This window comes from Sphingomicrobium sediminis, from assembly GCF_023805295.1.
Classification (GTDB): Bacteria; Pseudomonadota; Alphaproteobacteria; order Sphingomonadales; family Sphingomonadaceae; genus Sphingomicrobium; species Sphingomicrobium sediminis.
This window is the reverse complement of sequence record NZ_JAMSHT010000001.1, coordinates 2157455-2170721: the sequence shown is the minus strand read 5'-3', so window position 1 is coordinate 2170721 and position 13267 is coordinate 2157455. Positions and strand designations below refer to the sequence as shown.

The 13267-nt window shown below is 63.9% G+C and carries 11 protein-coding genes and 1 tRNA gene; 4 read left to right on the top strand and 8 right to left on the bottom strand.

Annotated features, from left to right (window positions below; all coding sequences use genetic code 11):
* Positions 1 to 444 precede the first annotated feature (444 nt).
* Together NDO55_RS11185 and NDO55_RS11180 are read right to left on the bottom strand one after the other, a co-directional pair.
* Positions 445 to 1902, bottom strand: a complete 1458-nt coding sequence (locus NDO55_RS11185) for an FGGY family carbohydrate kinase (RefSeq protein WP_252115235.1) — start codon at positions 1900 to 1902, stop codon at positions 445 to 447.
* Positions 1899 to 2465 (bottom strand): TetR/AcrR family transcriptional regulator, encoded by a 567-nt coding sequence (locus tag NDO55_RS11180; RefSeq protein WP_252115233.1) that lies wholly within the window; start codon positions 2463 to 2465, stop codon positions 1899 to 1901. Before NDO55_RS11180 ends, NDO55_RS11185 begins: the two co-directional genes overlap by 4 nt.
* 150 nt (positions 2466 to 2615) lie before the next feature.
* Between NDO55_RS11180 and NDO55_RS11175 the strand changes: the two genes are divergently transcribed.
* From NDO55_RS11175 to NDO55_RS11160, 4 genes are read left to right on the top strand one after another with little or no spacing between them, the layout of a single operon-like run.
* On the top strand, positions 2616 to 3752 hold the full coding sequence (locus NDO55_RS11175) for an ABC transporter permease (RefSeq protein WP_252115231.1): 1137 nt from the start codon (positions 2616 to 2618) through the stop codon (positions 3750 to 3752).
* The gene (locus NDO55_RS11170; protein ID WP_252115229.1) at positions 3749 to 4489 is read left to right on the top strand and encodes an ABC transporter ATP-binding protein; all 741 of its coding nucleotides are present in this window, start codon (positions 3749 to 3751) and stop codon (positions 4487 to 4489) included. Before NDO55_RS11175 ends, NDO55_RS11170 begins: the two co-directional genes overlap by 4 nt.
* Complete coding sequence (locus tag NDO55_RS11165; protein WP_252115227.1) at positions 4489 to 5466, top strand: efflux RND transporter periplasmic adaptor subunit; 978 nt, start codon at positions 4489 to 4491, stop codon at positions 5464 to 5466. The genes NDO55_RS11170 and NDO55_RS11165 overlap by 1 nt, the downstream gene beginning before the upstream one ends.
* Positions 5466 to 6863 (top strand): efflux transporter outer membrane subunit, encoded by a 1398-nt coding sequence (locus NDO55_RS11160; RefSeq protein WP_252115225.1) that lies wholly within the window; start codon positions 5466 to 5468, stop codon positions 6861 to 6863. Before NDO55_RS11165 ends, NDO55_RS11160 begins: the two co-directional genes overlap by 1 nt.
* Here NDO55_RS11160 and NDO55_RS11155 read toward each other — a convergent pair.
* From NDO55_RS11155 to NDO55_RS11130, 6 genes are all read right to left on the bottom strand, one after another.
* Positions 6860 to 7891 (bottom strand): serine hydrolase domain-containing protein, encoded by a 1032-nt coding sequence (locus NDO55_RS11155; RefSeq protein ID WP_252115223.1) that lies wholly within the window; start codon positions 7889 to 7891, stop codon positions 6860 to 6862. The two genes, NDO55_RS11160 and NDO55_RS11155, sit on opposite strands and share 4 nt — an antisense overlap.
* 135 nt (positions 7892 to 8026) lie before the next feature.
* Positions 8027 to 8482 (bottom strand): nuclear transport factor 2 family protein, encoded by a 456-nt coding sequence (locus tag NDO55_RS11150; protein ID WP_252115221.1) that lies wholly within the window; start codon positions 8480 to 8482, stop codon positions 8027 to 8029.
* 75 nt (positions 8483 to 8557) lie between these two features.
* The gene (locus tag NDO55_RS11145) at positions 8558 to 8953 is read right to left on the bottom strand and encodes a response regulator (protein WP_252115219.1); all 396 of its coding nucleotides are present in this window, start codon (positions 8951 to 8953) and stop codon (positions 8558 to 8560) included.
* Positions 8917 to 12354 (bottom strand): chemotaxis protein CheB, encoded by a 3438-nt coding sequence (locus NDO55_RS11140; RefSeq protein WP_252115217.1) that lies wholly within the window; start codon positions 12352 to 12354, stop codon positions 8917 to 8919. Before NDO55_RS11140 ends, NDO55_RS11145 begins: the two co-directional genes overlap by 37 nt.
* A 101-nt stretch (positions 12355 to 12455) precedes the next feature.
* Entirely contained in the window at positions 12456 to 13007 is a 552-nt protein-coding gene (locus tag NDO55_RS11135) for a PAS domain-containing protein (protein ID WP_252115215.1), read from the bottom strand.
* A 94-nt stretch (positions 13008 to 13101) separates the two neighbouring features.
* Positions 13102 to 13194 (bottom strand) — tRNA-Ser (locus NDO55_RS11130).
* Positions 13195 to 13267 lie beyond the last annotated feature (73 nt).

Below are 13267 nucleotides of genomic sequence, written 5' to 3'. Positions count from 1 at the left end.
GCCTTATGCAGCGATCAAGAACAACAATTTGCCAAATTGCAAGTTAAGTGAGGTTGTGAACGCTCTCTCTTGAATCAAAATCTCACGGTATATGACTACTTATACTGTTAACCTTTTAAGTGGTATTGAAGTTAATACATAGAATGATGGATATCTGATTTGTCACTTTCGGCATTTTGCTAAGTAATGATGACATTAGTAGTGAATATATAGGCCATAGCGAACAATATAGACTTACTAGAGTTAACATGGGTCATGCCCAACGTCGGATATTAACCATCTGTTAGCCTTGTTCGCTAAACTCGGATTTAAGTGAGAACTGGATTCTTCGGCGCCCAGCGCGGCGAAAGAATCTTCGGGAGCGCCGTCCCGAATCGAAACAATTGTTGGTTAGCGGCAGGAATGCCGACCAAAGTCGGTAGTCGGCGACTCCGAGTCGCAGGCCTAGCGAAGCGCCTGTTCGAGCGCTGATTTCCACTGTTTTGCGCGCGCCCCGCGCACGTCTGAGGCGATCGCCGGATCGAACCGTTCGAGCGGCGGCAACATGGCCGATGTTGCGGCCTCCAGGTCGGCATGAATCCCCGCCCCGACGGCAGCCAGGATGGCGCCGCCGCGGGCTGTCGATTCCACGTTCGTCGGGCGCTCGATCGTCAGGTCGAGCTGGTCTGCAAGATCCTGCGCCAACCAGTCATTGGCCACCATCCCGCCATCGATCCGAAGCCGCTCCCATTGGGCCCCGTCGGCCGCAAAGGCACCGGCCAGATCGACGCAGCTCATGGTCACCGCTTCGAGTGCGGCGCGGACCAAATGCGCGCGCGTCACGCCAAAGGTAAGTCCCTGAATCGAGCCGGTGAGATCGGGCCGCCAATGCGGTGCACCCAGCCCGTTGAAGGCCGGAATGATCGTCACCCCGCCATTATCCTCGACACTGCGCGCCAGCGTCTCGGTCTCGCTGGCGCTGCCCACCAGTCCGGCCATGTCGCGGAGCCATTTGACGAGGCTGCCGGCGACGAACACAGCACCCTCCAGCGCATAAAGCCGCTCGCCATGGACATCGCTCAGCAGCGTCGCCAACAGCCGATGTTCCGACTTCGGCACGTCGGTCCCGGTCGAGGTCAGCGCGAACAATCCGGTGCCGAGTGTTGCCTTCGCGGCACCGGGTTCCAGGCACCCCTGCCCGATGGTTGCCGCCTGCTGGTCTCCGGCCGATCCGGTGATCGGGATCGATGCACCGAACATGTCGGTTTCGGCCAGCTTCCCCGCCGTCGGGACGATCGCAGGCAAGGCCTCTTCCGGCACGCCGAACAGGTCGCACATGTCGCTGTCCCAGCTTGCTTTCTCTAGGTCCATCAGCGCCGTGCGCGATGCGTTGCTGGCGTCGGTGACATGCGCGCCGGCAAGCTTGGTGATGAGCCAGCTTTCGACTGTGCCAAAGGCGAGGCTGCCCCGCTGCGCTGCGGCTGCAACCTCTTCATGATGGTCAAGCATCCAGCGCATCTTGCTGGCGCTGAAATAGGGGTCGAGAAGCAGGCCTGTGCGATGCTGGACCGCAGCTTCATGCCCTGCCTCCCGCAGGTCGGCGCAGGCCGCAGCCGTGCGCCGGTCCTGCCAGACGATCGCTGGCGCCAGCGCGGCACCGCTGTCGCGATCCCATGCGATCAATGTCTCTCGCTGGTTGGTGATTCCGATGGTGGTAATTTTCGCCGCGCCGCCCGCAGCATCGATCGCCTCGCGCATCACATTGCGCGACTGGCGCCACAGGTCGCGCGGATCCTGCTCGACCCAGCCGGGCCGGGGATAACGACTTTCGATGTCGGCCTGCGCGACATGATGGATATTGCCGGTCTCGTCGAAGAGCAGCGCCCGCGTCGAGCTCGTCCCTTCGTCGAGGACGAGGATCAATTCTTCGCCCCATAAGCGCGCATGAACGTCTCGACCGCGGCGGCGATGCGCTGGGTGTCCCTTTCAGGATCGGCATCGCAGCCATAGCGGCGCTCCATCTCCCCCATCCCCTTGCACATCGAGGCAAACTGTTCGGCAGCCATTTCTGGATCGTCGACTTCCAGCTCTCCGGCCGCGACTGCATGACCGATCATCATCGCCAGCATCACCTTCATTCGGCGCGGTCCCGCCTCGAGGAAAGCGCGACCGATCTCGGGATCGCGTTCGCTTTCGGCGGCGATCCGTCGGTCGAAAGTGACGATCTCAGGTCGGCTCAGAAATTGCTGGAAGGCGGCCCCAAGGCGTTCGAGCTTTTTACGAATGGGCGCGTCGAAGACGTGGCTGAAATCGAGATGGTCGCGCATCTTCTCGCACTCGGCCTCGACCGCAGCGCCGAGCAGCGCCTGCTTGGTCCCGAAATGGTTGTAGACGGTGACCTTCGACACGCCCGCATCGGCGGCGATCGCCTCGATCGAAGCACCCTCGAATCCATGCGCGAAGAAGGCGCTGCACGCAGCGTCCACAATCTTTTTTCGCTTGGCTTCGCTCGATGGACGCAACTTTTTCCCTCTCTGGCAATTGACAATCTGAACGACACCGTTCAATTGAACGCCACCGTTCAGTATTATGCGTCCGACTCGTTAGAAAAGCAAGGAAGGCCAGGCAACAGCCCGATGATCTGGATCGCGATCAGGATGCTCACCGGAGACCGGCAGAAGTTTTTCGGCCTGCTGTTCGGCATTGCCTTTTCGACCCTGCTCATCACCCAGCAGCTAACCATTTTCGTGAACCTGCTGGAGCGTGGCGCGAGCGCGGTATACGACGTGAAGGTCAACGACATCTGGGTGATGGACAAGGTGAGCCGCACCCCCGACGTTGCCTATCCGATGCCCTCGACCGCGCTCGACCGCGTCCGCGGCGTGCCGGGCGTGGCATGGGCCGTCCCGCACCTGCGCTCGGGCGCGACCATCCGGACTCCCGAAGGCGACCTTGAGGGTGTTACTGTCATCGGCGTCGACGACACCACGTTGATCGGCCTTCCCGAGAATATGATCGAGGGCGATCGCGCCGCGCTGGCCGCGCCCGATGCCGTTTTTATCGACGATGTCGGCGCGACCCGCCTCTTCCCGCCGGGCGAGGAGTTCATCGGCACGCGCCTCGAACTCAACGACCAGCGCGCGGTCATTCGCGGGGTCACCGATTCCATCCCGACCTTCACCAGCCAGGTCACGCTGACCACGCGCTATTCCAATGCATTGGGCTACGTTCCCGGCCAGCGGAACCGCCTGAGCTTCATCCTCGTCAAAGCCGCCGAGGGCGAAGACCTCGACGTGCTGACCGACCGTATCGAAGAACAGACGGGCCTGCGCGCCCGCACCCGCGACGAATTCGCCCGCGACGGTATCGACTTCATCATCGAGAATACCGGCATCCCGTTGAACTTCGGGATCACCGTGGCATTGGGCTTCATCGTCGGGATCGCCATTGTCGGTCTCACCTTCAGCCTCTTCATCCGCGATAATATCAAGCAGTTTGGCGCGCTGAAGGCGATCGGCGTCCACAATGGCAAGATCCGCCTCATGGTCGCCTCCCAAGCGGCGATGGTCGGCCTCATCGGCTACGGCCTCGGCCTCTTGGGTGCGGTCCTCTTCATCCAGGCCTTTGCCGGCGATCCGACCTTCAAGGGTTTCTACACGCCCTGGCAAATCCCGATGATCAGCTTCGTCTCGGTGACCATCATCATCATGCTCACCGGCTGGGTCGCGCTGCGCGGCGTCCTCAAGACCGAACCCGCGGCGGTGTTCAGATGAGCGAGGCACAGCAGAATATGGACGCGACCTTCGACCATGATGCCGCCATTTCGGCGCGCGCCATCGTCCGCGATTTCGAGGCCGGCCAACAGACCATCCGCGTGCTGCACGGCATCGACCTCGACGTGAAGAAGGGCGAGCTCACCTACCTTGTCGGCGAGTCCGGCTCGGGCAAGACGACGATGATCTCGATCATGTGCGGCATCCTGTGGCCGACCGAGGGCAGCGTCGAAGTCTTCGGCACCGACATCTATGCCTTGTCGGACCGCCAGCTGGTCGACTTCCGCCTCAACAATATCGGCTTCATCTTCCAGCAGTATAACCTCATCCCGACGATCGATGCCGCCTCCAACGCAGCCGTGCCGCTGATCGCGCAGGGCATGGACCGGCTCGAGGCGCGCGACATAGCCTGCGAGATGCTCGACAAGCTCAATATCGGCGACCAGGCCGACAAGCTGCCCAAGCAATTGTCGGGCGGCCAGCAGCAGCGTGTCGCCATCGCCCGTGCGCTCGTCCACGAACCCAAGCTCGTCGTCTGCGACGAGCCCACCGCCGCGCTCGATGCTTCGTCGGGCCGCCGCGTGATGGACCTGTTGCGCGAAGTCGCGGTCGCAGAGGACCGCGCCTGCATCATCGTCACCCACGACAACCGCGTTTTCGATCTCGCCGACCGCATCCTCGTGCTCGAGGACGGACGGATCACCCATGACGGCCCCAGCATGCCGGAGGACCACTAATGGCCAAGCTATCCCTCTCCCGCCAGATCCTGCCGATCGTCGCCCTGATCGGCGTCGCCATCGCCATCTACATGATCTTCATCCAGTCCCCCGACCGGTCGATGGCCGAGGCCGAGGAAACGCCGGCGCGCGTCAATGGCGAGCTGGCCGGTGAGGCGCGCGTCGCCGGCGCCGGCATCGTCGAACCGTCGAGCGAGACGATCGAGATCGGCACCGCCATTTCGGGCATCGTCGAAACCGTCCTGGTCCGCCCCGGCGAGCGCGTGACGGCGGGCGAACCGCTTTTCCGCGTCGATACCCGCTCCTTGCGCTCGCGGATCAGCGAGACCGAGGCCGCGATCCGCCGCGCCCGCGCCGCCATCGCCGAAGCCCGCGCCGCCGAAGCCACGGCCACGCGACAGCTCGACCTCTATCGCAATATCGACGATCCGCTTGCCGTGAGCCGCAGCGAGATCATCGCCGCCGAGGGCAACGTGTCCAACGCACGCGCCCGTCGCCAGCTTGCCGAGGCCGAACTGGCCAGCGCCCAGGCCTCGCTCTCGACCGCCCGCACCGAGCTCGACCGGGCCACAGTGCGCGCACCTATTTCGGGTGAGATCCTGCGCGTCGACGTACGCCCCGGCGAACTGGTGAATTCCGGTCCCGGCGGCGGCGGTCCCTACATCCGCATGGGCGAGACCCAGCCGCTTCATGTCCGCATCGATGTCGATGAGGACGAGGCCGTGCGCGTCGCCTTGGGCGAACCTGCCATCGTCAGCCCGCGCGGTGACGCCGATGCCCGCGTCGAGGCCAGCTTCGTGCGCGCCGAGCCGCTTGTCGTGCCCAAGACCAGCCTCACCAACTCCGCGTCCGAACGCGTCGATGTGCGCGTGCTGCAGCTCATCTACGCGCTGCCCGCCGACGCGCCCGAAGCCTTCCGCGTGGGCCAGCAGGTCGATGCCTTCATCCCCGCCAAGCAGGCAGCGGAGGCCGAGTGATGCGCCGGGCCCTCCTCACCCCCGCGCTCGCGCTGTCGCTGACGGCCTGTATCGCCGGCCCCGAGGCCGTGCCGACCGCCAGCGACGCGGCGGTTCCGGAAAGCTTCCTGTTCGCCCCCGAGGCCACGCCGGCCGACGAGGCACAGGTCGCTGCCCTGCTGCCGGACGATCCTGCCTTCGCGGCGCTTGCCGAGACCGCGCTCGCCCAGAACCCGACGCTGGGACAGGCCATTGCGCGGCTCGACATTGCCCGCGCCAGCGCTGCGCGCGCCGGTGCCGAGCGCCTGCCCAGCCTCGGCTATGATGCCGGCGTCCAGGGCAGCCGCACCAATATCAACGCACCCGACAACCTCCCGCTCGAGACCGAGCAGGTCGCCTATAGCGCCAACCTTACCGCGCGCTGGGACCCCGATATTTTCGGCCGCCTGCGCAATGCCGAGCGCGCCGCCTTGCTGCGGATCGACGCCGCCGATGCCGATGCCGCCGCGGTCCGCCTCGCGCTCACCGCGGATATTGCCGGCGCCGTGACCGACTGGCGCACACTCCAGGCCCGCGAAGCCGCGCTTCGCTCCGACCTCAATGCAGCGACGCGCCTCGCCGACCTTGCCGGGACGCGCGAAGAAGCCGGCATTGCCCCCGGCTTCGACCGTTTCCGTGCCGAGACGCAGGCCGCCGCCAGCCGCTCGCGCCTTGCCGCGCTCGACAGCGCCCGCGCCGAATTGCTTGGCCGCCTGGTCGCGTTGACCGCGCTTCCGGCAGGCGACGTCGTTGCCGCGCTCGAGTTGGAGGACGAGGCCGACATGCTGGCCCCGCCGCCGCCGTCCCTGCCCTCGGTCTTGGTTGCCAGCCGGCCCGATATCCAGGCCGCCGCCTTCCGCTTGCAGGCCGCCGATGCCGACCTTGCCGCCACTGCAGCACAGCGTTTCCCGCGCATCAGCCTGTCCGCCGGCATCGGCCTCTTGGCCTTCGCAATGGGCGACATTTTCGATGCCGACAGCGTCGTCGCCAACGCCACAGCCGGGCTTGCCGGGCCTTTGCTCGACTTCGGCCGCATCGAGGCCGAAATCGACGCCGGCGAAGCGCAAACCCGTTTGGCTTTCCAGCAATATCGCGGCGCGCTCTTCACCGCCTTCGGTGAAGTCGAAAGTGCTTATGCGCTGGTTGCCGCCGCCGATGCCGAAGCTGCCGCAACATTGGAAGAAGCCGAGATGGCGACCCGCGCCGCCAATCTTGCCGACACGCGCTATCGCGCCGGGCTCGACAATTTTCTGACGGTCCTCGAAGCGCGCCGCGTTGCCGATGCATCGGGCGATCGCGCCGCCGCAGCGTTGGGCCGCGCCCAGCGCGCGCGCGTCCTGCTGTGGCAAGCGCTCGGCGGCAGCCCGCTCGCCCTTTAGTCGTCGGGCTGGTCGAGCGCCGCGCGCATCGCGGTGGCGAGGCAGGGAAAATCGCTCTGTTCGTTGGTCACCCCGGCAAGGGTGCGTCCGCTCGTCGGCTCGCTGATCGCCAGCACGCCCCAGAAACCCGAATGCGACCAGCGCATCGCGCCGTCCGCCTCGCGCGCGAACAGGCCGAGCCGGTAGCGGTTTGCATTCTCATGCTCACCCTGCCAGCGCATCTCTTCCAGCGTTGCTGAATGTTCGAACACTTCACCCTTCGCGATGGCGTCGAACAGGCGAACGAGATCGGTCATCGGCATGACCAGCCCGCCCCCACCGAACGCATCCGCCGACCCGTGGATATCGGTCACATCCGCTCCGCCGACATATTGCCGCGCCCGGGTCCCGCGCCCGTCTTCATAGACTTCCCACCAGCTCATCGAGAGCTGCATCTCGTCCATGCCGAGCAATGCGCGGACAGCAGCGGCGAGCTCCATGCCCGAGGCCCGCTCGATCATGTCGCCGACCAAGACGTAGCCCGTATCTGAATATTGGAAACGCCCGCCCGGCGCGGCGACCGGATCGCCATATTCGGCCATCAGCTGGACCTGCTCTTGCGGGGTCCACTTCTTGTCGGGATCGGAAAAGACGAGCGGCGCGTAGCGCGGATCTTCGGCATGGCTATAGAGCCCCGCGCTGTGGCTGAGCAGCTGCCGCAGCGTGATCGCTCCGACATCATAGCCATCCTCTACCAGGATCGCCTCGAGCGCGGGCGACAGGGTGCCGGCAATCGGCGCATCCAAGTCCAGCTTGCCTTGCTCGACCAGCCGCAACGCCGCCGCCGCGGTCACCGTCTTGGTGACCGAGGCGATGCGCACGGGCATGGTGGTATCGAGCCCCTTGCCATTGTCGATGCTCAGCAATCCGCCGGGCATCGATCCGGCAATGGCCACCGCGCTTTGGCATTGCGCAGCAGCCGCCTCGGCACGCTGCATGGCCTGCGTTGCGTCATCATCGACTGGCGTCGCAAACAGGATTTCGAACATGTCTCAACGGGCTCCCGATCAATATTGCCGGGAAGCTAGGGAAAGGACGGTTGCGGCATCAAGCGTGCCTCGACCAACGGCCCTTCCGCGTGAACGGGATGCTGGGCGACAAGATGCCGCCCAGCGATCCGTCACCTAGTCGTCGCCGCCCATGTCGGCACAGCCCCAGCCGAGGAACTTCCATTCCCCGTCCTCGCGCACCATCGTGTCCGAGCAGCGCTCCACATTGGCTTCGCGTTCGCCCTTGTGGTTAGTCTCGATGATATTGGCCATGTAATGCACGAGCGCCGTATCGCCGTGCACCGTGATGGCCAACGGATCGAGCTGATAGTGCAGTACTTCGCCTTCCGCACCGAAGACCCGCGAGAAGCTGGCCATCTGCTCGCGCGATCGGGGAAGCAGTGACTGGCCGCCCCAGCCATAGCTGCCGTCGGTCATGGCCTCGTGCCACGTATTGCCATCGACATGGGCTTCCCAATAGGCCGAGACGGCGCCCCAGACATCGGCCTGGTCGTCGCTCCATTCCTGGGCGTGGGCGGGATACGCATACAGAGAAGCGGCCATCATGGCCGCACCGATCATCAGTTTCATCGATATGTCCCCTGTTGGCGCCAAGAGTGGCGCAACAGTAGGTTTAACATAGATTAAATCGATTCGGTAGCGAGACTATTCTGCAGCCTCGCGCTCGGCGGAAACGCCTGCAATCGCCGCTTCGACTTCGGCGGTCAGGATGTTGGGGGTGCAAGGCTTCACGCAGAAGCGCGCGTCGGGATATTGCTCGGCCAGCTTGGCCGGTTCGGCGTGACCCGAATGAAACACGATCGGCACGCCCAGTTCGCCCAGCCGGTCGGCGACCGGAAAGACGTCCTCGCCATCGAGCTGCACGTCGAGGATGGCGGCGGCGGGCTTGTCTTCCTTGTCCAGCGCACGGAGGCTGTCGGCGACATTGCTGAACGCGCCCATGACGCCGTAGCCGGCATCTTCGAGCATATGCTCCATGTCCATGGCGATGAGAATTTCGTCTTCTACGACGAGGATTCGGCAGGCCGTTCCGCTCGGCATTCCGGAGGCAGTGTCAGCAATAATTTGAATGCCCTCTCTTCGCGCTCTGTCTCCACGGTGGCACCCAACTGGCGTGCAAACACTTCCACCAATGTCGTACCAAACCCGCCAGCGCCTTCAGCGTTCCGTTCGTGCGCAAGCTTTTCATCCCAGCGCAGCAGGATCGACCCGTCCTCGCCTTCGGACCAACTGATATCCAGCGTGCCGTCCGGGTCGGCGAGAGCGCCATATTTCATCGAGTTGGTCGCCCTTTCGTGCAGCAGCAGCGCGAGGCCGGACACCGAGCTCGCCTTGATCGACAGGTCGGTGTCGCCAATCTTGAGGCCATCATGGTCGCCATAGGGCGCGAGTGCGGCACCGACGACATCGGCAAGGCCGCCACGCTCCTGGCCATCCTGGTTGGTCAGCGAGTGGGCGCGGCCGAGCGCAGCGATCCGGTCGCGCAAATTGCTCGCCAGCGTTTTCGCATCATCCTCGTGACGCGCGGCGAGGCTCACCATGCCCCCGATGACGGCGAAGAGGTTCTTCACGCGATGGTTCATCTCGCGCAGCATGAGCTCGCGCATGGCGAGATTTTCCGCTTCCGCCGACACGTCGAAATTGACGCCGACCAGCCGCTTGGGACTGCTTTCCGTGATCAGGCGACCAAGGCCGCGCAAGGTCCGGTCCTGCCCCTCGTCGGCGCCGACCCGGAAGGTCGCCTGGTAATCGACCTCGCCGGTAATCGCGCGACGCAGGGCGGATTCGACGATCTTCCGGTCGTCCGGATGAATCGCGCCGACAATCGCTTCGATGGGATGCGAATCCGCCTGGTCGAGGCCAAACATCGCGGCCACGGCATCGTCGATCGTCGCCCGTTCTTCCTCCACGAAATATTCCCACACACCGATGCCGGACACTTGCAGCGCCAGCTTGAGCCGCTCGCGCTCGCGCGCCAGTTCGGCCTCCAGCTGAACGGCCTCGGTAATATTCGTGAATACCAGCGTCGCGCCGGCCACGCTGCCGTCGAGCACGCGATAGGGCATCACCCGCATCATATAGGTCTTGCCATCACTCGACAGGACATTGCGTTCGATGATGCTCTCACCGCGAATGACCGCGCGTGCATTTTCGAGATATCGGTCGTCGACCAGTTCGCTGGTCATTTCCTCGAGCCCGCGTCCTCGATCGGCGGGCTTCAAGGGGAATAGCTCTTCCGCTGCTTCGGTATAGCTGCGGATCTTCAGTTCCGAATCCAGCACGACCACGGCGAGCTGGGTCGATTCGAAGAAATTCTTGAGATCGGCATTGGCAATGGTGAGCTGGTCGACCTTGCTCTTCAATTCGTCATTGACGGTCGTCAGCTCCTCGTTGGTCGACTGAAGCTCCTCGTTCATGCTCATCATTTCCTCGTTGGAGGATTTGAGCTCTTCATTGACCGTCTCCAGTTCCTCGACCGTGCAGCGCAGGCGGTGCCGCGCCAGGCGCAACTCGTCCTCGAGGATCTGCACCTGCCCGTCATTTGGCCCCATCTCGACAAGGTCGTCGTCCAACGCGGCGCGGAATTCCGCCGTCTCGCGGAACACCACCAGCACCTGCCCGTCGGGCAGCGGGTCGGCGATGACGTTGATCGACTGGGTGCCGAATTCGCTGCGCACATCGACATCGCGCGCGACGATGCGGCTCCTTTCGGCCATGACTTCGCGGATCAGCGGCGTCAGCACTTCGCGCAGGCCGGGACGCGCCAGCGACGTGGCGCTCGCCTCGCCCGTTTGGCTGGTCGGAAATTCGAAATAGCGCGACAGGCGCCCATAGCTCTCGACAATCTCGCCGAAGCGGTCGAGCACCATCGCCGCCGGCGTATAACGCTCGATCAGCCGCTTGATCGCGGCATCGGCGTCCCAGCTCGACTGGCGCCGCGGACGCCGGGCATTGCGCGCCGCACGCAGCGGCTTGTGATTGGCGGCAGCGGCCAATTCGGTCGGATAGACACCGCGCCCGCCCTTGCGCTTGAAAATGCGCGATTTCTGGTCGACCGGCTCGAACAAATCGTCGAACCGCCCGATCGATTCCGACGGCCCCAGCATGAGGTAGCCCGACGGCACGATCGAATAATGGAGAAGCGGGATAACCGCCTGCTGCAGCCGGTCCCCGAAATAGATGAGCAGGTTGCGACAGCTCACCAGGTCGAGCTTCGAGAAGGGCGCGTCCTTGATGATCGAATGGTTGGAAAAACGCACCATGTCACGGATCCGCGGGCTCACCATCATATGGTCGCCGTGCGGGATAGTGTAGCGCTCCCTGATCTCATGCGGCATGTCGATCATGGCCGCCGGCGCGTAGCGTGCCTCGCGGGCGATCGAGAGCATTGTCTCCTCGATATCCGTGGCAAAAATCTGCACCGGGAATTCGCGTTTCTGCTCTTCCATTTCGGCAGCGATCAGCATGCCGATCGTGTAAGCCTCTTCGCCCGACGAGCAGCCCGGCACCCAGACCCGCAATTCGTCCTGCGCGGCGCGTTCCTGAACCAACGGCGCGATCACCCGCTCGCGCAACTTTTCCCAGATTTCGGCGTCGCGGAAGAAGCGGGTCACGTTGATCAGCAGGTCGCGGAACAAGGCGTCGCATTCGTCCATGTCATCGCTGATCCGGTCGGCATATTCCTTGCCGTCCTCGATGCCCAGCACCTGCATCCGCCGGGCGATACGACGCTCAAGGGTCGAGCGCTTGTAACCGGAAAAATCATGCCCGATTACGTCGCGCAGCGCGGTGCAGATGGACTCGATATTCTCGGCAATCTCGGAAGCATCGTCGACCAGATCCTTGCCCGACAGGCGCGAGAAATAGTCGACGACTTCGGCGATGATCTCCGCCGGCTCGCGGACAAGATCGACCAATCCGGTCGAGACTGCAGACAAGGGCATGCCGTCATAGCGCGCGCTGGTCGGTTCCTGCGCCACGGCCAAGCCGCCATTCTCCTTGATCGCACGAAGACCGATCGCCCCATCCCCGCCGGTGCCGGAGAGGATTACTCCCGCCGCCAGATGTTCGAGCGCGTCCGAAAGGGAGATGAAGAAATCGTCGATCGGCCGGCGCTGGCCGCGTGGCTGGTCGAAATTGGTCAGCCGGATCCGCTCGTCCTCGATAGCCATGCCATGGCCCGGCGGGATGATATAGACATGGTCGGCCTGCGGCGTCTCGCCGCCCTCGGCCTGCGTCACCGTCAATGCGGTCTCGCGCGCCAGCAATTGCGCCATCAGGCTTTCATGATTTGGGTCGAGATGCTGGATGACGACAAACGCCAGCCCGGTGGATTTCTGCACCGATCCCAGCATTTCGCGCAGGGCCTCAAGCCCGCCTGCCGACGCACCGATCCCGATGATCGGTACGCGTGTGTCTACACTCGCATCCGCCTCAGCCAACGCAACAACCCCCTAACTGAACTACGACCTTGATACGGCACCGTTTCGATTTGTCCAACCCCGGGGAGAAGCTCGCCTGATAGGCGCGGCGCGCTCTCCACTTAGTCGGCGTATCGGCTGAGCTGGATCCGCGCCTGCGCAATGGTCAGCGCGGCATCGGCAAGCGCGGCGCGACTGCCCATCAATTGCATGCCGACGGGCTTCAGCATGTCGCGCGCATATTGGCGCGTGCGGCCCAGCTCATCTTCGTAATCCTCGGCATCGGCCGCATCCGCCGCGCCGATATCGAACTGGCTGGCGAAGAGATAACAGGTCTCGTTCTCCGGATCGCAGATTCGCGACAGCGTCAGCATGTTGATGAACGGTGTCCCGTCGGCGCGTAGGTTGACGAGCTGGACGCGGATCGTGCCGATCTCTTCCGACGCGAGAAACCGCCGTACCTTTTCCAGACCCTCTTGATCGCGCCGATCGCCCTGGAGGAAGCGGCAATTGCGACCGATCACCTCGTCACGTTTCCGTCCGCTGAGCTTCAGGAACGGCTCGTTGACGAGAATGAGGGGGTGCTCGGGATCACGCGCATCCGCAAGCGTCAGCGCGATCCCCGCGCTTTCGACATAATCCACCAGGCCCGAGGGCAACTGTGTTGGCGACATGCAATGCAGCCTCCCATCCTGCGCCCCAAGAACGCGCGGCATGGCCGACGGTTGCAACACGTTGAAAGGAATGGGGAAAGAAGATGGAGGCGGCTGGCGGAGACGGAGGGATTCGAACCCTCGGTACGGGAGTTTCCCGTACGCCGGTTTAGCAAACCGGTGGTTTCAGCCACTCACCCACGTCTCCGCACTTCTGGCCGAAAGGGGCCTCTAGCGGCTCTCGCCCCCGCTTTCAACATCGATTCCGGATTGTTCGGAGC